Source organism: Jeotgalibacillus sp. R-1-5s-1 (genome assembly GCF_004405105.1).
In the GTDB taxonomy this organism is placed as follows: domain Bacteria; phylum Bacillota; class Bacilli; order Bacillales; family Jeotgalibacillaceae; genus Jeotgalibacillus.
In genome coordinates this window covers 182,064-205,869 of sequence record NZ_SORW01000028.1, presented here as the reverse complement: position 1 = coordinate 205,869, position 23,806 = coordinate 182,064, and the positions used below count along the sequence as shown (strand labels likewise).

Genomic DNA, 23,806 nt, shown 5'->3' with positions numbered 1-23,806 from the left:
AAATCACTCACAAGGACTGCATGTAATTGGAAAAAACATAAAAAAACTGTTCAGAGAAAACTCTGAACAGTTTCAAAGATTATTTTTCCAAGCCTTCTTCTGCTGATACTACACGTGCTTTTTCAGGATTTCGACCCATGATAACCGCAAACAGCGCGAGCAGCACGATCACTAACCCAAGCGCAAGCCATGTATTGCCTGAAAATCCAAGCAGAATATAACCTGCTGATGCAATTACAGCACCAGTCACTGCGTAAGGAATCTGAGTCGTTACGTGATCAATATGATTGCTTCCCGCTCCCGTAGAAGAAAGGATCGTCGTATCAGAAATCGGTGAACAGTGGTCACCAAACACCGCACCGGCAAGAACCGCTGCAAGTGCTGGAAGAAGTAACGATACATCTGTCGTTGCTGCAATCTGACCTGCGATCGGCAGAAGAATACCGAATGACCCCCATGATGTCCCTGTTGAAAAGGCCATAATACCGGCAACAAGGAATAACAGTACCGGCAACCATCCGATTGGAAGATTGGACTGTTCAACAAGTCCTGCCAAGTAAACACCTGTACCAAGGCTATCAATCAGACCGACAATCATCCAGGCAAACACAAGAATATAAATGGCCGGAAGCATCGATTTAACACCTTCTGTTAAACCTAAAACAAACTCAGATCCACCAATCTTATTAGAACGGTTCACCTGACGGATAAACAGAATAATGGCAACAGCCAGACCGACCAGCGCACCCCAAACAAGAGATTTCGCTACATCCGTATATTCGAACATCTGTAGCAGTGTAGCTGCTTGTCCTGTTTCATCCTGATACGCCTGAGCCCCTGTATACATCATGGATGCAACAGTCCCCACTACAAGCGCAATAATTGGCCAGATTAAATCCCCAACCGTACCATGGCTTGATGTAGGCAGATCATTTTTCAACTCACCAGGAATGTCTTTATTTTTATCATAGACTTCACCTGTTTCAATTGCACGATTCTCATGCACACGCATCTGTCCAAAATCAACACCACGCAGCGCCACAATAAATACAATCCCAAGTGCTGCCCAAACGTAAAGATTCATCGGCACCATTTGAATAAATGCTGAGAATGCTGTGTACTCTGTAATGGAATGTGTAGCTAAAATCCCACCAATTACAGCAATGATGTATGCCCCCCAGCTCGATACCGGAGATACAACACAGACAGGCGCTGCTGTTGAATCAATCAGATAGGCAAGCTTTGCACGTGAGACACGGTGGCGGTCTGTAATCGGACGGGCCACCTGTCCTACAGCAAGGCTGTTAAAGTAATCATCAATAAAAATCACAACGCCCAGGCAGGCGGTAACAAGCTGAGCCCCTGCACGTGTTTTCACACGTTTCATTGCCCATTCCCCGAACGCTCTTGCTCCACCTGAAATATTAATAAATGCTGTAATCACACCAAGTATAAGTAAGAATAGCATGATAAAGATATTCCAGAGATTCAGTGCACCCGGTTCACCATCAGAACCATATTCCCAAAATACGCCGCTGAACGACATCCACAACTCCTGAAGCGTTCCAACCGGAGAAAAACTTGTCAGAAGCAGAGCTGCTGCAACAATTCCTGCTCCAAGTGATAATAAAACTCGCCGTGTCAGTACAACCATTAAAATCGCAATAACAGGCGGTAAAAGTGATAACCATGAACCTTCCATAATGTTCCCTCCTCTATTGTTTGATAGGGTAAGTAATGAGGCAAAATCGTAAAAACGCAAAAAAGGGCAATGATAGAGGACTCTACCATTACCCTTGTATGTGTCAGTAATGTTATGCTCCATCACGATCTGTAGCTCCTCAACCCGCAAAAACGTAGTGTTTCTGCGGCAAGAGAGTGTTATCCATGTTAAAGATAACCCCAATGATAATATCTTTGACCGATTATTACCATTTCGGCAGACATCCCCTTTCACCTGTGATCAACGTTGTCATCCTCACACAGCTTACTCTTGAACACTGCACCTCTACCCCATCGGATTATGATGTGGTGATTATTCATTTTACTAGCCTACTATAGCAGGATTTCATTTCGATTTCAAGACTTATGGTGAAGGAAGTGGAACCTCGAGTGATGGCGACATTCCTTCGCCCATATTGTATATCTCAGGAACCTGACCCTGGATGAGACCCATGGCTACTGGAATGTCCTGTCGGATCGTTGTAACCTCTGTTGCAAATGGAACAATGATCTGTACCCTAACGTTCAAGTCAATATTGATGACGACAAAAGCATTATTAATCCCAAACTCCGTAATATCCGATCTGATATTGGATGTCACACTCCCTACCGCATGAAAACGGATCGGCACCCTTGGTCCCAGATTCCCGAGAAGCGCGTTTCCCGTAGCCTGACCGAGCGGAACTGTGTAGACAATCCCCTCCATATCTCCGGCATCCTCTACTTCAATATCAAGCTCTGTCAGGGATTTCAGTACACTCGTATCTCCACGTTCTATTGCGCGCAGCTGCCCCTGAACAAGCTCGGTCGTTTCGGACATAACACGGTTAATGATTTCTGTATTAAATTTGGTTGTGATCATTTCGGATGAGTCCGTTGGAACATTTTCAATAATTTCATTGATATCCATTACGTTGGCAATTTCTTTATTGACAGCTTTACTGATCACCAGCGCACCAATTTTTTGTGTCTGGGATTCCGCATAAACCATCAATGTTGGTTTAATACCGGTATTAATGAGAAAAAGCCCCGTGATGGTCATCCCACCAAACAGGACAAAGGATATGATCCAGACTGCACGTACAGATAACGGTTTTATTCGCATGAAAAAGCCCTCCTCTCTGCATTGTATGCAAGAAAAAAGGGCTCATTAACTAATGGACGGTTTCTGTACTGAATTCAATATCCGTTGCTGAGATAACCGGCTCCGGAAACAGGCTCAGATCGAGTTCATACGTAGCTGCCAGCATGCGGCCGCTTTCTTCCACAATACGTATGACAGGGCGCGATGACATACCTGCATTTTGCCTCGCCACAATACCTTTCCTTCCATCATTCAGTCCAACTGAAAGGCCATTCGGATAAATCGCAATGGATTGTGTAAATGCTTTAATCACAGTCGGGTCAAATAACGTACCGGATCCGGACTGGAGAATATCCAGCGCATCGGATGGTAACATTTTTTCGCGATATACCCTGTTCGATGTACAGGCATCAAACACATCAGCCACAGCAATAATTTTGGCATAAGGATGGATATCAGGTCCTTTTAAACCTCTTGGATACCCAGATCCATCAATTCTTTCATGATGCTGAAAGGCACAATGCGCACTGAGCAGTGACACGTTATGGATGTTACGAAGGATTTCAAAGCCATTTGAAGCATGCTTTTGAATATCAATAAATTCTTCTTCAGTCAGCGGTGATGACTTCATTAAAATGTCTTCATCCACCATGATTTTTCCGATATCATGGAGCATCGCACCCATTCCAAGATGCTCAAGCTGAATATTAGGCAGCTTGAGCTGTTTGCCGATGGCAAGCGTATAAAGTGTTACATTAAATGAATGATGGAAAATATACGAATCATACAGATAGGCATCTGATAAAATCATCAGCAGATCCTTATTGCTGCTCATTTCAGCCATAATATTCTTCAACGTTGACTGAATGGCCATCGTCTTTTTTTCCAGCATCGCAGAAATGTTACTTTTCTTTGGAGACTTTATGAGCTCAAATGCCATCTGCATTTCCTTAATCGTCTCTTGCCTTACATTCGATGGCACAGTTTCTTCAATCTCAATTCCCTTAGAACGTTCATCGTCAATGTAGACGTATTGAACATTGAGAAGTCGAAGCCTTTTAATCATCTGTTCTGTCAACGTAACATGAGCATGCAGTAGCGGACGCTCGTTGACATTGTAAATGGTATTGCCAAGCGTCATGCCGGCTCTAAGAATTTTAGTTGATATGAGTCTCATGCCATCACCCTTCCGCCGATTGCTGAAAGATTCAATGCATAACAGGTTACGTTATCTCTAAATCATCTCTTTACTTATCAGCTTTTCTTTTAAAATATCCCTTAAAAATTCCGGCATAAAATACTGCTTTTTAGCTCGGTGCATTTCAGGGAAAAAGTAGCCAAACGTAAACATGTCCACCGTAGCCACTTTATATATTTTATCGGACTGAACTTCTTCATTGTTAACATAAAATTGATGACCTTTTTCTTCCATCCCCCGATAAACAAAAGCCCCCAGAATTGTCCCTCTGAAGCCCAATCCTCTGATGACGGTTGTCGGCCAGGCATGGTTCATTGACTGTCTGATCACTTCCTTGACCTCACTTCCCGTCAGCTCCACGACACAAGGATTAATCGGGTGAGGAAGAATCTGATGCAGATCATATTCCGTCACCTTTCCCGCCGGCAGGGAATCAAGCAGCAGCCCACCGGTCACGATGGAAAAGTCAGCCTCACACCAGTCAAGTAAAGCATCTCCCAAAATCTGTGATAAAGGCGATTCCTTTTCAAGCGGATTATGAGGAATTTCCTTGTTCAATGTCACAATTTCCTTCGATAGAAGCTGCTTCCCTTCTGTCTCCCACGCCTCAATCTGCAGTTGCTCATCGTGAGCTTTCGGCAGGCTGTCCGTCTCGTATAATATGGCTGATGACTGCGTTATTTCCCGGGAAACATGGTCAAACTCAATTTCGACCTTCCCTGTATACATCCCGTATTTACCCGCAGCAGCCAGCAGAGTATTAAAATGTCTTTTTCCGTTTTCGAGCACATGGTGTGTATGACCACCCATAATGACGTCAATATCCCTGCATTCCTCCGCCACCCATTCATCCTCACGAATACCAAGGTGTGAAAGAAAAAGGATCACATCCACTTTCTCTTTTAACAGACGGACCTGCGCCTTTAATTCATCTTTCGCAGAGGTAATGTTCCACCCGAGCCTCCTATAAAATGCCGGATACTCAGCCGTAACCCCTGTAATGCCTATTTTAATACCGCTTTTTGTTGTCTTGATTAAATATGGAATCGCCCAGTCAGGCCGTTCTCCGGACTCCATAAACAAATTTGCCACAATGACCGGAAAATTTGCATGGTGATATAAAGAATTTAATTCTTCATAGGAGAACGTAATTCCTTCATTATTACCGATTGTAACCGCATCATAGCCGGCCTCATTCAGGAAATCAACGTTTCTTTTACCGGCAGACCCCTCTGTCAAAGGGTGAAAACGGTCAGCGTGATCGCCAATGTCGAATAAAAAAACCTCTTCACCGCGATCTTCGTGAAGCTGTTTTTGCGTTTGTAAAAACTGATGAATTCTTGGCCAGTGTTCAAAATGACTGTGAAGGTCATTCGTATGATAGAGGGTAATTCTCTCCTTCATCCTGCCACTCCTTTCAAAATCAGACACCATACAACCCTTCAAAAATGGATCTTATTCCGATCAGCACCAAAATAATCCGTAACGCAAGTACAAGTCCATTCGAGTCAAGCTTCTGGTTTAACCATGCGCCGAGCTTCGCACCAAACCATGCGCCCGGAGCAAGTGCGGCAACATACAGCCAATTCACATTTCCAAGCATGATATGTGAGGCAGAACCGAGAATCGATGATAAAAAGACCATCAGCATAGACGTTCCGACAGCAACATGTGGTGGGAACAAAAATGCAATAATCATAATTGGAACCATCACCGAACCGCCACCAATGCCGAACAGACCAGAAGCAAATCCAACGGCAAAAGCGGCTGCAACGCCAACTAGAGGTGGAAAACCGTATTGATAACTTTGTCCCTGGCTATCAGTGAAATGCCTTTGAAAAGAGGCTGTTTTAAACTTTTCAATTGGCTTAATTCGATTTCGAATCAATAAAATAAAGGATAAAAAAATCATAAAAAGGCCAAAAGCCAGATGAAAATTTCCAAGCGTCAAATACTGGTTTACCCACGAACCCACTACTGCACCGGGTCCACTTCCTGCAAAAAACAAGAGACCACTTTTCACATCAACCGTTTTAGTTTTTAAATAGGCAAGCGTGGAGGAAAGCCCTGTAAAAATCATCACAACAAGTGAGATTCCAACTGCCGTCTGCGGCGTGATCCCATCAATCCACATCAGTGAGCTGCCAAAAAACAATAGAGCCGGCACCACAATCACGCCTCCACCAAGGCCGATCAATGATCCAACTGCGCCGGCAACCAGCCCGATAAACGCCAGCAAAATCAATTCCATAATCCATTCAGTCCAATCCTCATTAAAATAAACCAAGCTGTCTCGGAGCAAGACCACCATAATCAAGGCCAAGCAGCTCAATCATCTGCTTTGCATTTTTTGCAGCATGTCCACCCGAATTATTATTAAAAAGCACATAGACATGCCGAGAGTCCCGATCAAGTCCCTGCAGCACCGGAACAAGATCCTTCAATTCCTGCTCACGATATTCATACAAATACCGGACTTCACGCCAGTTATTTTCATTCCCTTTCCGCGTCCAGCCAGCAGTGTTACGACCATGAAGCCTGAAAACCGTCGTTTGCTCATTCGTCACAACCGGCACTAGCGGAATCGATCCATCTCCCGCCTGCGGCTCATCACACACACTATGAATAAACTGTTGCTGTCTGAGAAAGTCCAGCGTCTTCTCCCTAAATTCCGGAGCATACCACGACTGATGTCTGAACTCAACAGCAAGCGGAAGCCCCTCTAACTTACTTTTACAATATCTTATGTAATCAACATGCTGCTTTTTACAATCAAACCATGGAGGAAATTGCAGCAAGACCGCACCTAATTTATCCGACTCAATCATAGGCAACAGCGATAATCGGAAAGCCTGAAACATCTCCTCACGTGAGTCAAAAGAAATGTCCCCTCTCTGATGCCCCGTCATTCCCTGATACGCCTTCACAATAAATTTAAAAGCAGATGGTGTCTCATCCACCCACTTCCTCATATTCCGCTCAGGCTGAACCGCATAAAAAGAAGCATCCAGCTCCACAATCGGAAAATGCCCCGAATAATCCTTCAACTTATCCTGCTTAGAAGAATGCTCCTCATACACATCCGGATGATCTCCCCACCCGGTCAAACCAATATAAATCACAACCATCACCTGCTCAACCATTCAGATATGGACCTATTGTAACATAAGCCGTTTCAGATCCGTTACAGATGAATAGCAGTCCACAAAATTCCTTAACACACACTTGCCCCACGTGGTTTTCTTCTTCCCCCTCATCAAAAAGAAGAAGACTGGATGCCACGCTCCCGGGTTTTTCTTTAGATCCTTCCACAATAAGAAAGTCCGATAACAACACAAAGGGGCGAGGGGCATCCGCAGACTCCTATGGCGGAAAGGGACAGGTGAACCCGATGTGCGAAGCACAGCGGGTTCACCGCCCGGCCTTAGAAAAGCGGAGACGGGCGATTAGGGACGTACAAACTGGACTGGCCCCGACAGAGATAAAGGAAACACAGTGAACGGAGTGAGCTGATGTTGACTTATCGGACGAGGGGACGGGAAGTTTGCTAGTCCCTGCCCGCCGCAGCTAGACAATGAAAAGCGGAGACGGGCGTTTAGGGACGTACAAACTGGACTGGCCCCGACGGAGATAAAGGAAACACAGCGAACGGAGTGAGCTGATGTTGACTTATCGGACGAGGGGACGGGAAGTTTGCTAGTCCCTGCCCGTCGCAGCTAGACAATGGAAAGCGGAGGATGCTCCCCGGCCCGCTTCTTATTAACAACAAAAAACCTGCACTCATAGAGTACAGGTTTTTTCAAAATCCGATTAACCAATCGAACCTTCCATCTCAAACTTAATCAAACGGTTCATCTCAACCGCATATTCCATCGGAAGCTCCTTCGTGAACGGTTCAATAAAGCCCATTACGATCATTTCAGTTGCTTCCTCTTCAGAGATTCCACGGCTCATCAGATAGAACAGTTGCTCTTCTGATACCTTTGAAACCTTTGCTTCGTGCTCAAGTGAAATGTTATCATTCAGGATTTCATTGTATGGAATTGTGTCAGACGTTGACTCATTATCCATGATCAGCGTGTCACACTCGATGTTAGAACGGGCGCCATGCGCTTTACGTCCAAAGTGCACGATTCCACGGTACGTTACTTTACCACCCTGTTTAGAGATGGATTTAGAAACGATCGTAGATGACGTGTTCGGTGCAAGGTGATGCATTTTCGCACCTGCATCCTGGTGCTGACCTTTACCAGCTAAAGCGATTGATAATGTCATACCACGTGCGCCTTCACCGCGAAGGATGACTGCAGGGTACTTCATTGTCAACTTCGAACCGATGTTACCGTCAACCCACTCCATCGTTGCGTTTGCATCACAAACGGCACGCTTTGTTACCAGGTTGAATACATTGTTCGCCCAGTTCTGGATCGTTGTATAACGGCAGTAAGCATCTTTTTTGATGATAATTTCAACAACGGCACTGTGCAGTGAATTTGTTGTGTAAACAGGCGCTGTACAACCTTCAACATAGTGTACGCTTGAGCCTTCGTCTGCAATAATCAGCGTACGCTCAAACTGACCCATGTTTTCAGAGTTAATACGGAAGTATGCCTGCAGCGGCGTGTCCACTTTAATACCTTTTGGTACGTAAATGAACGATCCGCCTGACCATACTGCTGAATTCAGCGCTGAGAATTTGTTATCGCTTGACGGGATAACCGTTCCCCAGTGCTCTTTAAAGATCTCTTCATTTTCTTTAAGAGCAGAATCTGTGTCTTTAAAGACGATTCCCATCTCTTCAAGATCTTCTTTCATGTTGTGGTAAACAACCTCAGACTCATACTGTGCAGATACACCGGCAAGGTACTTCTGCTCAGCTTCCGGAATACCAAGCTTGTCAAACGTACGCTTGATTTCTTCCGGTACCTCGTCCCAGCTGCGCTCACTTTTCTCAGATGGTTTTACGTAATACGTAATCTCATCAAAGTTAAGGCCGCTTAAATCTCCGCCCCACTGAGGCATCGGCATGCTGTAGAACTGCTCCAGTGCTTTCAGACGGTACTTCAGCATCCACTCCGGCTCATCTTTCATTCGTGAGATTTCTTCTACGATTTCACGAGTAAGTCCGCGCTTTGAACGGAAAATCGACACGTCTTTGTCGTGGAAACCATATTTATAATCGCCCACTTCAGGCATTTTCTTTGCCATGGTGATTCCTCCTTCTGGTTTGGTGGCTCACAGTTATTCAGACTGATTGCCAATCCCTTTCTCCATTGCCTTCCAGGATAACGTTGCACATTTGATACGCGCAGGGAATTTTGCCACACCCTGCAATGCTTCGATATCACCAAGGTCAATGGAGTCGTCATATTCTTTTCCAAGCATCATATCAGAGAATACTTCTGACAGCTTCATTGCTTTTTCAACTGGCTGTCCCTTGATCACCTGCGTCATCATCGATGCAGATGCCATGGAAATCGAACAGCCTTCTCCGTCAAACTTCGCGTCCTGTACAATGCCGTCCTGCACATCAAGTGTCAAATGAATGCGGTCTCCGCAAGTCGGGTTGTTCATATCAACTGTTACACTGTCGCTGAGCTCACCCTTATTACGCGGATTTTTGTAGTGATCCATAATGACCTGACGATAAAGCGTATCTAAGTTATTAAAAGACATCGCTGAAATACTCCTTTGTTTTAACGAGTCCACTGGCTAAACGGTCAATCTCTTCTTCTGTATTATACAGGTAAAAGCTTGCGCGTGCCGTAGACGATACGTTAAGCCATTTCATCAGCGGCTGTGCACAGTGATGACCTGCACGGATTGCGATCCCCTCAGAGTCAAGCACTGTAGCTAAATCATGAGGGTGCACGTCATCAAGGTTAAACGTCACAAGTCCTGCACGCTTCTGAGGATCCTTTGGTCCGTAAATCGTCAGACCCTCCACCTCAGACAGCTTGTCCATTGCATAAGCCGCTAAATGATGTTCATATTTTTCAATTTCATCCAATCCAATGTCATTCAGAAAATCGATGGCTGCACCAAGACCAATCGCACCGGCAATGATTGGCGTCCCACCTTCAAATTTCCACGGAAGTTCTTTCCATGTAGATTCCTGAAGGCCGACAAAATCAATCATTTCTCCGCCAAACTCAATCGGCTCCATGTTATTCAGCAGCTTTTTCTTTCCGTATAAAACGCCGATTCCCGTAGGACCTCCCATTTTATGACCGGAAAAAGCAAAGAAATCACAATCAAGGTCCTGAACATCCACTTTCATGTGAGGTGCTGCCTGCGCCCCATCAACCACCATCACCGCACCATTTCCATGAGCGATTTTCGTGATTTCCTTAATTGGATTCATCGTGCCAAGCACGTTGGATACCATCATAATCGAAACAATTTTTGTGTTTGACGTAATGGTTTCTCTTACATCATCAAGGGAGAGTGTGCCATCCTCCTGAAGCGGAACATACTTCAGCGTCGCGCCAGTTGCTTTTGCGAGCTGCTGCCATGGAATAATATTACTGTGATGCTCCATATGCGTGATGACAATTTCATCACCCTCTGAAACATTCGCCATGCCATAGCTTTGCGCAACGGTATTGATCGCTGTGGTCGTACCTCGCATGAAAATGACTTCTTCTGTTGATGACGCGTTAATGAATTTACGAACTTTTTCACGAGCTCCTTCGTACCCGTCTGTCGCGCGGGTTCCAAGCGTGTGTACACCGCGGTGTACGTTTGAGTTGTAGCCTTTATAGTACTCCTCAAGCGCCTGGATTACAGACAGCGGTTTCTGTGAAGTAGCTGCACTATCCAAATAGACGAGCGGATGCCCATTCACTTCCTGGTCCAAAATCGGAAACTGTCTGCGGATCTCCTGAATATTCATTAATTCACTTTCCTTTCAATAACCTCTGTCAGCTGACGCTTAACCCCTTCAATTGGAAGATTCGTCACAACCGGTGCAAGGAATCCGTGAATAATCAGACGCTCTGCTTCTGTCTGTGAAATACCACGGCTCATCAGGTAGTAAAGCTGCATTGGATCGACACGGCCTACAGATGCTGCGTGACCTGCTGTAACATCATCTTCATCAATCAGAAGAATCGGGTTGGCATCTCCACGTGCCTTTTCAGAAAGCATCAGAACGCGTGATTCCTGCTCTGCATTTGCTTTCGTTGCACCGTGTTCAATTTTACCGATACCGTTAAAGATCGAAGAAGCTGCATCCTTCATGACACCATGCTTCAGGATATACCCTTCAGAGTTTTTACCCCAGTGTCTGATGTTTGTTGTGAAGTTCTGCTTCTGATTGCCACGTCCGACGACAACCATCTTCGTATCACCAAATGAATTGTCACCAATTAAATGCGTGATGTTTTCAGAGATTGTATCTCCATCATTCATCATGCCAAGTGCCCATTCGATTTTCGCATCGCGTCCTGCGATACCGCGACGGTTTACATACGTTGTTGTACCTGAAGCCAGGTTATCAACCGCACCGTAAACGACGCGTGCATTATCGCCTGCAATCACTTCAGAAACGATATTCGCAATCGAATTCTGCACTTCTTCTGTTGCAAGATAAGATTCTACATACGTTACCGCACTATTAGCTTCAGCCACAACAAGAACATGGTTGAATAATGCTACGTCTGCATTGTCGTGAATGTAAACAGCCTGAATCGGTTCAGTCAGCTCTACATTTTTCGGCACATAAAGGAATGCACCGCCGTTAACCAATGCTGCATGTAATGCAGTAAGCTTATGCTCATTAACATTGACAGCATCTTTCATGAAATATTTCTCAACGAGTTCAGGGTGCTCTTTCGCTGCAGTTAAAATGTCAGTGAAAATAACGCCTTTACTTTTAAGATCTTCAGAAATCTTAAGATGAGCAGGTGTATTATTACGTTGAATATACAGGTTTTCCTGCTTTTCAACGTCAATTAAAGATTTCACACTTGCAGGCAGATCTTCAAGAGAAGCATACACTTCGCTTGCTTCAGCATGCTTGGCAAACTGTGTGAAATTCCATTTATCAATTTTCGTTTTATCCGGCTTCGGCAGTGACAGCTCTTCCGCTTTCGCAAGGGCGTCCAATCGAAGGGACGACAGCCAGCCAGGCTCGCCGTTCTTCTCTGAGAAAGCCTGCACCGCTTGCTGATCAACCGGCAATTTTGTTTGTGTCGTCATGTTCATCCTCCTATCTGTTACGCTTCTTGTCCTACTGTTTCGTCTTCGATGCCAAGCTCCTGCTTGATCCAGTCATATCCTTCGTTTTCAAGGCGCTGTGCAAGTTCAGGTCCACCTGATTTCACGACGCGGCCCTGCATCATAACGTGAACATAATCAGGCTCAATGTAGTTAAGAAGACGCTGATAGTGAGTGATGATCAGGCAACCGAAATCTTCGCTGCGCATTTTGTTGATTCCTTTAGAAACAACCTTAAGTGCATCAATATCAAGACCGGAGTCGATTTCATCAAGAATACCGAATTCTGGCTTAATCATCATTAGCTGAAGAATTTCGTTACGCTTCTTCTCACCGCCGGAGAAACCTTCATTCAGGTAACGCTGTGCCATATCCTGATCCATTTCAAGGAATTCCATGTTTTTATCAAGTTCTTTGATGAACTTCATTAATGAAATTTCCTGTCCTTCTTCACGGCGGGCATTGATCGCAGAGCGAAGGAAGTCAGCGTTTGTTACACCAGTGATTTCACTTGGGTACTGCATTGCAAGGAAAAGACCCGCAAGCGCGCGCTCGTCCACTTCCATCTCAAGAACGTTTTCGCCGTTTAACAGCACTTCACCTTTTGTTACTTCAAACTTCGGGTGACCCATAATTGCAGAAGCAAGTGTTGATTTACCTGTTCCATTTGGTCCCATGATAACATGGATTTTACCGCTATCTAATTCAAGGTTTACACCTTTTAAAATCTCTTTGCCTTCAATCTCAACATGAAGATCTTTAATAACTAATGTTGAAGCCATTGTCGAATTACCTCCGTTTTTACACTTATTTGATATGGAAGAACCATTCTCAGTTTATTCTCATTCTAATCTTATAACAAATTAAAACTAGAATCAAATATGGCAGACCTGCCTATCAGACAGGTTTTATCTGACAATTATCCTTCCCTAATAACCAGAAAAAAGTCAGTGTAATAAACACTGACTTTTCAATCTCTCCTATTATATATGATTCGACGGCTTTCCTTCAAGGTCTCTGAGAAGCTCCTGACTTTTTTTATAGTCTGCTTCTCTCTTCATTTCCACATCCATCCGAACATCATGCTTTCTCATATACGTTTCGTAGCCTACTCCGTGAGAACTCTGCATCGCTTTTTCCATGTCGGTCGTGTAATCCACTTTAATCGATTGGATAATGAATCATTCCTTTTCAAGTTTTTTGTCCGTGGCTTCCTGACTCTTATCTGTTATGGGTTATACCCCGTGGAAATATTGGTAAACATTTTACAAAAGATTTTTTAATTTTTCAAATTTATTTTTGATCAGGATGGACCCTAAGGCAGGGATTGTTTGACGCGGAAACAGTATGGAGGTTCGATCATGCTACTAAGTTCCGCGGCATACAGGCCTTTTATCACTGAACTCACATTCGCAATGGTTAACCTCACGAATTCACCATCTAACCTTACATTCAGACGGCACTAGCTTACGAATTCTTTCTCTAACCTCACAAAAGTTGATAACAAACTCACATTTGTCCCGGGATTGTTTGACGCGGAAGCAGTTCGGGGTTCGGTCATGCTACTAAGTTCCGCGGCATACAGGCTTTTTCTCACTGAACTCACATTCGGGCCGATTAACCTCACGAATTCTTCATCTAACCTCACATTCAGGAAGCTCAAGCTCACGAACTTCACCTCTATCCTCACAAACTTAGCATTGTTTATAAAAACAAAAAGAGGGCCTGGGGCATCCGAAGACTCCTGCGGCAGAGAAGCGACAGGTGAGACAGCGTAATGCGAAGCATTAGCTGGCTCACCGCGCGGCCGCGGAAAGCGAAGGATGCCCCAGGCCCGGTTTATTAATTGTATTTAACAATTTAAAAAACGGACCTCATCAAGAGATCCGTTTCTAAGAAAATTATTCAGCGTCAACCGGTACGACTGATCCGCCCCACTCTTCAAGAATGAAGTCCTGGATTTCCTGTGAAGTTAAAACTTCAACAAGCTTCTGGATCGCTTCGTTCTCTTCATCACCGCTGTTTACAGCAATTACGTTTACATATGGAGACTCAGAGTCTTCCACTGCAATTGAATCCTCAAGCGGGTTCAGACCTGCATCGATTGCATAGTTTGAGTTGATCAGTACTGCATCACCTTCATTGTTTTCATAAAGCTGTACAAGAAGTGCTGCTTCATAATCTGCTTCAAACTGAAGATTCTTAGGGTTTTCTACGATATCTGAAATTTCAGCAGCTGTTTTTTCCACTTCAGGATCAAGTGTGATCAGACCTTCTTTTTCAAGCATTGTTAAAATACGGCCATGGTCAGCTACTGAGTTACTCATAAGAATTTCTGCACCTTCTGGAAGATCTTCAAGTGATTCATGCTTCTGAGAATAGACACCGATTGGCTCAATATGGATTCCTCCAGCATTGGCAAAGTCATAACCTAGCTCTGCGATCTGTGACTCCAGGTAAGGCACGTGCTGGAAGTAGTTTGCATCAATTTCACCAGCTTCAAGATCCTGGTTTGGAAGAATATAATCCTGATACGTTTCAATATTTAACGTGATGCCTTCTTCTTCAAGAATCGGCTGTGCCTGCTCAAGAATCTCAGCGTGAGGTACGTTGGAAGCTCCAACTGTCAGTTCAACCGGCTCGCCGTCTTCACCAGAACCGATGCCCTCCTCTGCATTATCTGAACCGCAAGCGGCTAATACCAAAATACTTGTTGCTGCGAATGTTCCTGCTACGAATTTTTTCATGTGTGTGTCTCTCCTTTAAAATGTTTTTATCTTTTATCCAGTCTGCGGGTGAAAAAGTCACCAACAAATTGGATTACAAATACAATAATCAAAATGATAATCGTCGCGGCAAGAGTTACGTCTTCCCTGCTTCGCTGGAATCCTTCAAGGAAGGCAAGGTTTCCAAGTCCTCCTGCTCCGATAACACCAGCCATCGCTGTATATCCGACAAGCGCAATGGCGGTTACGGTAATACCTGATACTAAAGCTGGCAGTGATTCAGGAATCAATACTTTAAAGATAATCGTACTGACTTTTGCTCCCATAGATCGGGCTGCTTCAATGACACCCTTGTCAATTTCGCGAAGGGCGATCTCCACCATACGGGCATAAAACGGAGCTGCTCCGATGATTAAAGCAGGCAGTGCTGCATCAGCACCACGAATCGTTCCGAGCATAGCCCGGGTAAATGGAATTAACAATACAATCAGGATAATAAACGGAATCGATCTGAAAATATTAACCAATGCGTTTGTGATCGCATAAACGATTTTGTTATCCCACAGATTCCCTTTTGAAGTTAAAAACAATACGATACCTAAAGCCAGTCCGATGATGAATGTCGCAGCCACTGATAAAGTCGTCATGTAAATCGTTTCATACGTGGCTTCCCACATTGAATCCCAGTCAACATTCGGAAAAATCTGCTCAATCATGTGTGATCACCTCCACACCGACATTTGATTCTTCGATAAATGCTACAGCTTTCTGAACCTCATCGTCATTTCCGCGAAGATGGATAAACAGAGAACCGTACGAACCGTTTTGCGTTTGAGAGATTTTACCCTGAACGATATTAACATCCAGGTCGAATTTACGGATCAATGTTGTGATGAGCGGTTGTTCAGCAGATTCGCCCACAAAAGACAGCTTCACAACGATGCCACCCTTATAATCCTTGAGCAGATGCTCGATTGTTTCCCGCGTTTCCTCCGGCTCTGTGACCTGCTGTACGAACCGTTTTGTAATAGGCTGCTTCGGCTGCTTGAACACTTCAAGCACATTTCCAAGCTCTACTACTTTTCCGTTTTCCATCACAGCAACACGGTGACAGATCTTACGGATTACATGCATTTCGTGAGTGATTAAGACGATTGTCAGACCGAGTCGCTTATTAATATCAACAAGTAGCTCGAGAATGGAATCAGTCGTTTGTGGATCCAATGCTGATGTTGCTTCATCACAGAGCAGTACTTCAGGATCGTTGGCCAGTGCGCGCGCAATGCCGACGCGCTGTTTCTGTCCACCTGAAAGCTGTGAAGGATAGGCGTCCCCTCTTCCTTCAAGTCCAACGAGTTCAATCAGTTCATTTACTTTTTTCTCCCGCTGGCTTTTTGGAACGCCTGCAATTTCAAGTGGAAAAGCGATGTTTTCCGCAACCGTTCTTGACCAGAGCAGATTAAAGTGCTGAAAAATCATGCTTATTTTCTGGCGGGCTTTTCGGAGGTCTCCACCTTTTATAGAGGAAATCACTTTACCATTAATGTCTACTTTTCCTTCCGATGGCTGCTCCAGACCGTTCAGCATACGGATCAGGGTACTTTTTCCGGCACCACTGTAGCCAATGACACCAAAAATTTCGCCCTCCTCGATCTGAAGGTTTACATTATCAACAGCAGTTAACAGACCGCTTTTTGTCTTAAAGATTTTTTTAACATCTGAGATGGTAATCATGCCATCACCTACTTTCATAAATTAACTTATTATCCCGTTAAAGGATCAACGTTTAGCAGTGCCTGTCCCCCGGCACCTTCCCGGGATCAATAAAAAACGCCTTCCCGCAGATAAGCAGAAAGGCGTACGTAATAGACGTCTTTCTCTCATCTGCCAGGTTATCCTGTGTGACTTGGCACCTTTCCAGTCAGCTGACTGTCGGTTGCCGGGTTTCATCGGGCACGTCCCTCCACCACTCTTGATAAGAGTTAACTATATTTAAATGTCGATTAATGTCGTTTAATTTGAGTACGAGACAAATCGTATCATGCTGAATTTTTAAAGTCAATAAAAAAGTTTAATTATTTTGTCTGTAAAGTTAAGCGCTGAAATGCTTCAAATAGAGTCGGGACCGATTCGAATTTATAAATCTTCTCCTGCAGCCGGCCGTCTTTGAATAGCAGCAGACAAGGTACGCTTTCAATTTCATACTGTTCTGCCAACGATTCCACGTAATTCAGATCCGCTTTACCAATCTCGGGTTCCTTCACTGCAGCAGCCGTCACCTCAAGCATTTTACCGGCCAGTTTACATGTCCCGCACATCGGCGTATACAAATACATCGCAGTGCTTTTACCTGTTTGAATATGTTTATTCAGTTCATCAATGGTCCATTCCTTGATCATTTAAGAATTCATCCTTTTTTCCAAATACTCCGTGTAAATATCAATATCCGCTCCAACCAGAACCGATGCCAGATGCTGTTCCGGTGTAGTCGCAACTTCTTTGTACATGCGGTCAATGTAAAGATGTCCTGCCTCAGGAAACTCGCGTTTAAACAGCTTTCTAAGCTTCTCACCCGCTTCATCAGCATCAACCAGAATATACACTTCTCTATTAAAAAGCTGATCAATCAATTCATCCATCTTTGTCAAACTGATCGTTCCATTCGTGCAAATAATCTCAACAGGCTCCCTGATAATCGGCTGCACCTTCCGTTTATCAGAAGTCCCCTCAACAATAATGACCTTCCCATACAAATCATCCATACCCGATCACACCCTATCATCCTTAGTCACGGCTTGATTCCAGTATATGATACTACTTTTATTTTCGCCTGTATGGGTGGGAAATGCAAATATAAGAAATGCGGAGGCGACTCGTCCAGCCCCGACAAGCATAAGGCGAAGATGAAAAGAGGGCTGACCTTCGCCCTCGTTCAGCTTAGACTTATGACCTCGAGGGGCTAGTCGCCGCAGCTGGACACCTTGAAAGGCGGAGGCGGGCGTTTAGGGACGTACAAACTGGACCGGCCCCGTCGGAGATAAAGGAAACACGGTGAACGAAGTGAACCGATGTTGACTTATCGGACAGAACTAAGGGAAGCGCACTAGCCGCTGCGAACTGGAGCTAAACACAGAAATGCAGAGGCTGGATTAGGACTTGGACACTCTCGGAGCAAACTTGGTCACATTTCAGCTGAACTTGGACACTTCCACCTGTTACTTGGTCACTTACTACCTCAGCTTGGTCACATTCCTACTCAGCTTGGTCACTTTCGTGAAAAATCCCGGCGCAGACCGGGGGCATTTCATGATCTTGAGTAAATGATTTGAAATGCGGAGGAGACTCGTCCAGCAGATTTATTTGACAACTCTTTGAGGTTATTTGACAACTTATTCGGATTATTTAACCACTCTTTTGCTTTATTTGACAACTTTCCTTAGTTATTTGACCATTCTCAGCCGTTATTTAACAACTCTCACGAAAAATCCCGGCGCAGACCGGGGGCATTTAATGATTTTGGGTCAATATATCGAAAAAAACACCGCCGCAGCGGTGTTTTTTTATGTATTACCCTTCGTTTGTCATGTTGTCGTAAGCTTCTGCGTCCATCAGCTCATCAAGCTCTGACTCGTCAGACATTTCAACTACGACCATCCATGCCTTTTCGTATGGAGATTCATTCACGTATTCAGGGCTGTCGTTAAGGTCTTCGTTGACTTCAACTACTTTACCGCTGACTGGTGCGTAAAGCTCAGAAACGGTTTTAACTGACTCAACACTTCCGAATGGCTCGTCTGCCTTTAGCTCATCGCCTACTTCAGGAAGCTCAACAAATACGATATCGCCAAGCTCAGACTGTGCGAACTTTGTGATGCCGATTGTTGCTTTTCCGTCTTCAACCTTTACCCACTCATGCTCTTCAGAATAACGCAATTCTTTTGGTGAACTCATGTTTTTCCCTCCACATGTTAAAAGATCATTTCACTCTTTCATCTTGTCACAATCAGCCCGTGAAAACAAGAAAACTTTCTATGTTTATGCCTTCCAGTTCTCTTCGAATTCAGGCTCTTTGAAGCCGACTGTTACGTGTTTGCCGTCTGTTGTCAGAGGGCGCTTGATCAGCATTCCGTCAGAAGCAAGAAGCTCAAGCTTTTCATCATCGCTCATTGTAGGAAGTTTGTCCTTTAATCCAAGCTCACGGTATTTCATTCCGCTCGTATTAAAGAATTTTTTGAGCTCCACTCCGCTTTTTTCATGAAGATCTTTTAACGTCTCTTTCGATGGCGGAGACTCCACTAAATGAATCTCTGAATAATCCACATCATTTTCATCGAGCCATTTTTTTGCTTTACGGCACGTGCCGCATTTCGGATACGTATAAAAAGTAATTGCCATAGTAACTCCTCCTTATCTAATAACAACGGTCTTCTACCGTAATAATTAAATGCTTCAGCTGCTCCAGTGCACCTTCGAGGGCGAGTGAATAATACCGCTGTGTGCCCTGCTGTTCCATTTTCAAAATGCCCTGCTCACGAAGGATTTTTAAATGGTGTGAAACAGCGGGACGGGAAAGTGGAAGTCTGTCTGTCAATTGATTGACCGTCATGGAATCTATATCAGCCAGAATCAACACAATATCCTGACGATACGGATCACTCAGCGCCTGAAATAATGGTATACAGTCGCGAAATGCTTTTACTGCCTGTTCCCCCATTGCTGTCACCCCGTTCCTGCCAATATTATACCCTGTCCTGCGTTTTCCTTACAATATTTGCTGCAGTTTTCCGTGAAATGAGCCTGCTTGCTTTAGACTGCAGCTTGTTCATGCCGCCAGGTACAATCTGTCTTTTCCCATTCATAAATTCAATAAATGCAATCTTAGCCACCGCTTCCGCTTTCATCGTGCCGTTCTTAAACAATTTTGAATCATCAAGTTCAGCCGCATCTTTAAAGCCTGTGCTCGTTGGTCCAGGATACAAACCGGACACCTGAACGCCATGATCTGACCATTCATTATCAAGTGCTTCAGTCAGCGATTTCACATAAGCCTTTGACGCATAATAAACCGCCATCAGAGGACCCGGGAAAAAGGCAGCTGTTGAGGCTACGTTAAGAATTTTACCCTGCTTCGCCTCCACCATTTCACGGCCAAACAGTTTGGAGAGCTCTGTCAGCGATGTTATATTCAGCTGAATCATCTCCTGCTCCTTTATCAGGTCCGTTTTATGAAATTCTCCGAAAAGACCGACTCCGGCATTGTTGATCAGAATGTCAACTTTTAATCCTTTTGCTTTCACTTCACCATAAAGCTTTTCAGCTGCTCCTGCCTTTGATAAATCACTCTTGAAAATATGCGTTTCAATCGTAAATTTACGCATCCACTCATCAGCCAGTTCTCTCAGCTTATCCTCGCTTCTCGCCGCTAACAGTAATGTATGACCTTTTTCAGCAAACAGCTTCGCAAGCTCCATCCCTATTCCACCTGAAGCGCCAGTAATTAACACATTCATCTAAAACACTCCTTCTGTTTATATGTTTAAAAGTTTAAACATATAATAATAGTAAAGCCCCTATATGTCAATGTCATACTCTACCTTTTATCATTGACACTTAAACATTAAAAAGAGCACCCTTTAAAAGAGTGCTCCGAATTTGCTTCATCATCAAACCACAAATTTCTCAGCCGTAATCAGTGTTGCTGCTGCTTCGCGTTTCTTTGGAATCAGGTTCACTGGCGTGTAGCGAGTGAATTTACGAAGGGCGGACAGCATCATGCGAAGTGTGTCGCCGCTCTCAGCTGCGATCAGTGTTTCTTTCGCGTGTCCTTCGATTTCGTTGAATGCTTCCTGACAGAAGATTTGTGTGTAAAGAACTTTTTGCTGGTTCTTTTCAAGGCCTGATTTTTCAACTGCTTTTTGTGTACGGAGAAGAGCAGATTCCATTGCGTAAGCAAGTGATACGATATCTGCAATGTTTACCAGGATTTCCTGTTCTGCTTCAAGTGCTTTTCCGTATTTCTGAGCAGCAAGACCGGCAGCTAACAGACCGATTTTCTTTGCATTTTTCACAAGGTATGCTTCCTGTGCCAGCGGCTCGTCACTGATTTCTTCAGGCATCATCGTCATCAGTTCGCCCTGAAGCGCCTGTGCTTTTTGAAGAAGTGGAAGCTCGCCCTTCATTGCTTTACGCAGGTAAGTTCCCGGTACGAGCAGGCGGTTGATTTCGTTTGTTCCTTCGAAAATACGGTTGATACGGGAGTCGCGGTAAATGCGCTCTACTTCGTACTCCTGCATGAAGCCGTAACCGCCGTGAAGCTGAACCGCTTCATCTGCGATATAATCAAGTGTTTCAGTGCCAAATACTTTGTTCAGTGAGCACTCAATCGCATATTCAGCAATTGATTTCGCTACTTCTTTTCCATCCTTAATTTCTTCATCAGAAAGCTGGCTCATACGATCTTCGAACAGACCAACTGTACGGTACACTGAGCTTTCTGTTGCATAAAGCTTTGCACCCATTGTCGCAAGCTTTTCTTTTGTCAGGTTGAAAGAAGAGATCGGCGTATTGAACTGCTTACGCTCGTTTGTATACTTCACTGCGAGCTCAAGCGCACGCTTAGAAGCACCAACCGTACCTACTCCGAGCTTGTAACGACCAATGTTCAGGATGTTAAAGGCGATCACATGTCCTTTACCGTGCTCACCAAGAAGATTTTCAACCGGTACTTCAGCATCTTCAAGGATCAGTGTGCGTGTAGAGGAACTCTTAATACCCATTTTCTTTTCTTCAGCGCCTACTGACACGCCTGGGAATTCACGTTCAACGATAAATGTAGAGAAGTGTTCTCCGTCGATTTTTGCGTAAACGACAAATACATCAGCAAAACCGGCATTGGTGATCCACTGCTTTTCACCGTTTAACACGTAGTGAGTGCCTGCTTCGTTCAGCTTAGCCGTCGTTTTAGCACCAAGTGCATCCGATCCTGAACCTGGCTCTGTCAGTGCATATGCAGCGATTTTTTCGCCTGTTGCAAGGGCTGGCAGATACTTATGCTTCTGCTCTTCGTTTCCGAAAAGAACGATCGGCAGAGATCCGATTCCAACGTGTGCACCGTGTGTAATGGAGAAGCCGCCTGCACGTGACATTTTTTCAGCAATTAAAGCTGAGCTGATCTTATCAAGTCCAAGGCCGCCGTACTCTTCAGGAACATCCGCTCCAAGAAGACCAAGCTCACCAGCTGATTTTAACAGCTTAACTGAACGGTCAAACTCATGATTTTCGATGTGCTCCACTTCAGGAACGACTTCGTTTAATACGTAATCCTCAGTTGTTTTGGCAATCATTTTCTGTTCATCTGTGTAATCCTCCGGTGTGAATACGCTTGCTGCTTCCACTTCCTCAATTAGAAAACTTCCGCCTTTTACAAGCTGTTTTGTTTCGTTTGACATGAAAAATTCCTCCCTGTTTGTTCGTTTAGTTTGAGACTCATTTCCCTTGGAACCGGATCCTGCAAACTGAGCAGAAATGGGACAACGCAAGACCCGGTTGCAAGGGACCGTTCGTAACGGAACGGCGCACCTTTAAATGTACGAACGAGCCTTAATTGATTTAGTTAATCATTTCAAATACGCCGGCAGCACCCATTCCGCCACCGATACACATTGTGACAACTCCAAACTGCTGCTGTCTGCGCTGCAGTTCATGAAGCAGTGAAAGTGTCAGCTTTGCACCTGTACAGCCAAGTGGATGACCAAGGGCAATAGCGCCACCATTTACGTTGATAATGTCTTCATTCAGTCCAAGCTGTCTGATGACCTGAATTGACTGGGAAGCAAAAGCTTCGTTCAGTTCAAACAGATCAATATCAGATAGTGATAGGCCTGCAAGCTTCAGTGCTTTCGGAATCGCTTCAACCGGACCAACACCCATGATCTCCGGTGGTACGCCTCCTACTGCAAATGAACGGAACTTCGCAATCGGCTTTAAGCCTAACGCTTCAGCCTTTTCACGTTCCATCACCATTACAGCAGCTGCTCCATCACTCGTCTGAGAAGCATTACCTGCCGTGACACTTCCCGTTGTGGAAAATGCCGGGCGGAGTCTGCTCAGTGATTCAACGGTTGAATCAGCACGAACACCTTCATCCTGTGTGAACTGGATTGTTCTTTCCTGCAGCTGATTGTCTCTTCCGACAGAACGGAACGTCACATCCACCGGTACGATTTCATCATCAAACTTTCCTTCAGCAAGTGCTTTTGCTGCCTTCTGGTGACTGCGAACGGCAAATGCATCCTGATCCTCACGTGAGATGCCATACTTTTGAGCAACCTGCTCTGCTGTATGGCCCATGCTCATATAATACTCAGGCATTTCTTCAGCAATTTTGACATTCGGTCGAACAGTATGACCCATCATCGGCACAAGACTCATGGATTCTGCTCCGCCGGCAATGACCGTTTCAGCCTGCCCAAGCATAATGCGCTCAGCGCCATAAGCAATAGACTGAAGACCTGATGAACAGTAACGGTTAATCGTAATTGCCGGAACCGTATAAGATAATCCTGCAAGTGCGCCGATATTACGCGCCATATTCATTCCCTGTTCTGCTTCCGGCATCGCACAGCCGAAAATCAGATCATCGATTTCCCCATCATAATTTCCTGCACGCTTTAATGTTTCGCGGACTGCAAGTGCTCCTAAATCATCCGGACGCACATGAGCCAGCGTTCCTTTTTTTGCTTTTCCGACCGGAGTTCTTGCTCCAGCCACAATCACTGCTTCACGCATGGTGCTCCCCCTTTATGTCTCATCGATTCTTTCAATCTATGAATGCAGCAGCTGAAAAACTAAGCCTGC

The 23,806-nt window shown here is 44.7% G+C and carries 23 protein-coding genes and 2 riboswitches; all 23 genes read right to left on the bottom strand.

Annotated features, from left to right (window positions below):
* Positions 1–79 precede the first annotated feature (79 nt).
* The 23 genes from E2491_RS12100 to E2491_RS11995 all read right to left on the bottom strand — a co-directional run bounded on the left by E2491_RS12100 (position 80) and on the right by E2491_RS11995 (position 23,737).
* Positions 80–1,702 carry a Na+/H+ antiporter NhaC family protein gene (locus E2491_RS12100; RefSeq protein WP_134375903.1) on the bottom strand — a complete coding sequence of 541 codons (1,623 nt, stop codon included), beginning with the start codon at positions 1,700–1,702 and terminating at the stop codon, positions 80–82.
* Between the two features lie 147 nt (positions 1,703–1,849).
* A riboswitch (Lysine riboswitch) is annotated at positions 1,850–2,019 on the bottom strand.
* Between the two features lie 67 nt (positions 2,020–2,086).
* Positions 2,087–2,827 (bottom strand): sporulation protein YunB, encoded by a 741-nt coding sequence (yunB, locus tag E2491_RS12095; protein WP_134375902.1) that lies wholly within the window; start codon positions 2,825–2,827, stop codon positions 2,087–2,089.
* A 49-nt stretch (positions 2,828–2,876) separates the two neighbouring features.
* Positions 2,877–3,983, bottom strand: a complete 1,107-nt coding sequence (locus tag E2491_RS12090; protein WP_134375901.1) for an HD-GYP domain-containing protein — start codon at positions 3,981–3,983, stop codon at positions 2,877–2,879.
* Positions 3,984–4,040: 57 nt separating this feature from the next.
* Entirely contained in the window at positions 4,041–5,408 is a 1,368-nt protein-coding gene (locus E2491_RS12085) for a bifunctional metallophosphatase/5'-nucleotidase (protein ID WP_134375900.1), read from the bottom strand.
* 19 nt (positions 5,409–5,427) lie between these two features.
* Positions 5,428–6,255, bottom strand: coding sequence for a sulfite exporter TauE/SafE family protein (locus E2491_RS12080; RefSeq protein ID WP_134375899.1), 828 nt, complete (start codon positions 6,253–6,255; stop codon positions 5,428–5,430).
* A 22-nt stretch (positions 6,256–6,277) separates the two neighbouring features.
* The gene (locus E2491_RS12075) at positions 6,278–7,126 is read right to left on the bottom strand and encodes a DUF72 domain-containing protein (RefSeq protein WP_134375972.1); all 849 of its coding nucleotides are present in this window, start codon (positions 7,124–7,126) and stop codon (positions 6,278–6,280) included.
* 688 nt (positions 7,127–7,814) lie between these two features.
* The gene (gene sufB, locus E2491_RS12070) at positions 7,815–9,212 is read right to left on the bottom strand and encodes a Fe-S cluster assembly protein SufB (protein ID WP_134375898.1); all 1,398 of its coding nucleotides are present in this window, start codon (positions 9,210–9,212) and stop codon (positions 7,815–7,817) included.
* A 33-nt stretch (positions 9,213–9,245) separates the two neighbouring features.
* Positions 9,246–9,680 (bottom strand): Fe-S cluster assembly sulfur transfer protein SufU, encoded by a 435-nt coding sequence (sufU, locus tag E2491_RS12065; RefSeq protein WP_134375897.1) that lies wholly within the window; start codon positions 9,678–9,680, stop codon positions 9,246–9,248.
* A complete protein-coding gene (locus E2491_RS12060; RefSeq protein ID WP_134375896.1) occupies positions 9,670–10,899 on the bottom strand; it encodes a cysteine desulfurase in 1,230 nt (409 codons plus the stop codon). Before E2491_RS12060 ends, sufU begins: the two co-directional genes overlap by 11 nt.
* Entirely contained in the window at positions 10,899–12,206 is a 1,308-nt protein-coding gene (gene sufD, locus E2491_RS12055; protein ID WP_134375895.1) for a Fe-S cluster assembly protein SufD, read from the bottom strand. The genes E2491_RS12060 and sufD overlap by 1 nt, the downstream gene beginning before the upstream one ends.
* 17 nt (positions 12,207–12,223) lie before the next feature.
* Positions 12,224–13,006 (bottom strand): Fe-S cluster assembly ATPase SufC, encoded by a 783-nt coding sequence (gene sufC, locus E2491_RS12050; RefSeq protein ID WP_134375894.1) that lies wholly within the window; start codon positions 13,004–13,006, stop codon positions 12,224–12,226.
* Positions 13,007–13,207: 201 nt separating this feature from the next.
* Entirely contained in the window at positions 13,208–13,366 is a 159-nt protein-coding gene (locus E2491_RS17500) for a YuzK family famiily protein (RefSeq protein WP_166805869.1), read from the bottom strand.
* Positions 13,367–14,125: 759 nt separating this feature from the next.
* On the bottom strand, positions 14,126–14,971 hold the full coding sequence (locus tag E2491_RS12045) for a MetQ/NlpA family ABC transporter substrate-binding protein (RefSeq protein ID WP_134375893.1): 846 nt from the start codon (positions 14,969–14,971) through the stop codon (positions 14,126–14,128).
* Between the two features lie 26 nt (positions 14,972–14,997).
* Entirely contained in the window at positions 14,998–15,666 is a 669-nt protein-coding gene (locus E2491_RS12040) for a methionine ABC transporter permease (RefSeq protein ID WP_134375892.1), read from the bottom strand.
* Positions 15,659–16,684: a methionine ABC transporter ATP-binding protein gene (locus tag E2491_RS12035; protein WP_134375891.1), complete on the bottom strand. Its 1,026-nt coding sequence runs from the start codon at positions 16,682–16,684 to the stop codon at positions 15,659–15,661. Before E2491_RS12035 ends, E2491_RS12040 begins: the two co-directional genes overlap by 8 nt.
* Positions 16,685–16,827: 143 nt before the next feature.
* Positions 16,828–16,932, bottom strand: a riboswitch (SAM riboswitch).
* A gap of 93 nt (positions 16,933–17,025) precedes the next feature.
* Positions 17,026–17,349 carry a thioredoxin family protein gene (locus tag E2491_RS12030; RefSeq protein ID WP_371414475.1) on the bottom strand — a complete coding sequence of 108 codons (324 nt, stop codon included), beginning with the start codon at positions 17,347–17,349 and terminating at the stop codon, positions 17,026–17,028.
* Positions 17,350–17,712, bottom strand: coding sequence for a toprim domain-containing protein (locus E2491_RS12025; protein ID WP_134375890.1), 363 nt, complete (start codon positions 17,710–17,712; stop codon positions 17,350–17,352).
* An 805-nt stretch (positions 17,713–18,517) separates the two neighbouring features.
* Positions 18,518–18,901: a glycine cleavage system protein GcvH gene (gcvH, locus tag E2491_RS12020; protein ID WP_134375889.1), complete on the bottom strand. Its 384-nt coding sequence runs from the start codon at positions 18,899–18,901 to the stop codon at positions 18,518–18,520.
* A gap of 84 nt (positions 18,902–18,985) precedes the next feature.
* Positions 18,986–19,345 (bottom strand): arsenate reductase family protein, encoded by a 360-nt coding sequence (locus tag E2491_RS12015; protein WP_134375888.1) that lies wholly within the window; start codon positions 19,343–19,345, stop codon positions 18,986–18,988.
* Between the two features lie 16 nt (positions 19,346–19,361).
* The gene (locus E2491_RS12010; protein WP_134375887.1) at positions 19,362–19,664 is read right to left on the bottom strand and encodes an ArsR/SmtB family transcription factor; all 303 of its coding nucleotides are present in this window, start codon (positions 19,662–19,664) and stop codon (positions 19,362–19,364) included.
* 25 nt (positions 19,665–19,689) lie between these two features.
* Positions 19,690–20,460 (bottom strand): SDR family NAD(P)-dependent oxidoreductase, encoded by a 771-nt coding sequence (locus E2491_RS12005; protein ID WP_134375886.1) that lies wholly within the window; start codon positions 20,458–20,460, stop codon positions 19,690–19,692.
* A gap of 153 nt (positions 20,461–20,613) precedes the next feature.
* Positions 20,614–22,398, bottom strand: a complete 1,785-nt coding sequence (locus E2491_RS12000; RefSeq protein WP_134375885.1) for an acyl-CoA dehydrogenase family protein — start codon at positions 22,396–22,398, stop codon at positions 20,614–20,616.
* Positions 22,399–22,558: 160 nt separating this feature from the next.
* Positions 22,559–23,737 carry an acetyl-CoA C-acetyltransferase gene (locus E2491_RS11995; RefSeq protein WP_134375884.1) on the bottom strand — a complete coding sequence of 393 codons (1,179 nt, stop codon included), beginning with the start codon at positions 23,735–23,737 and terminating at the stop codon, positions 22,559–22,561.
* Positions 23,738–23,806: the final 69 nt, after the last annotated feature.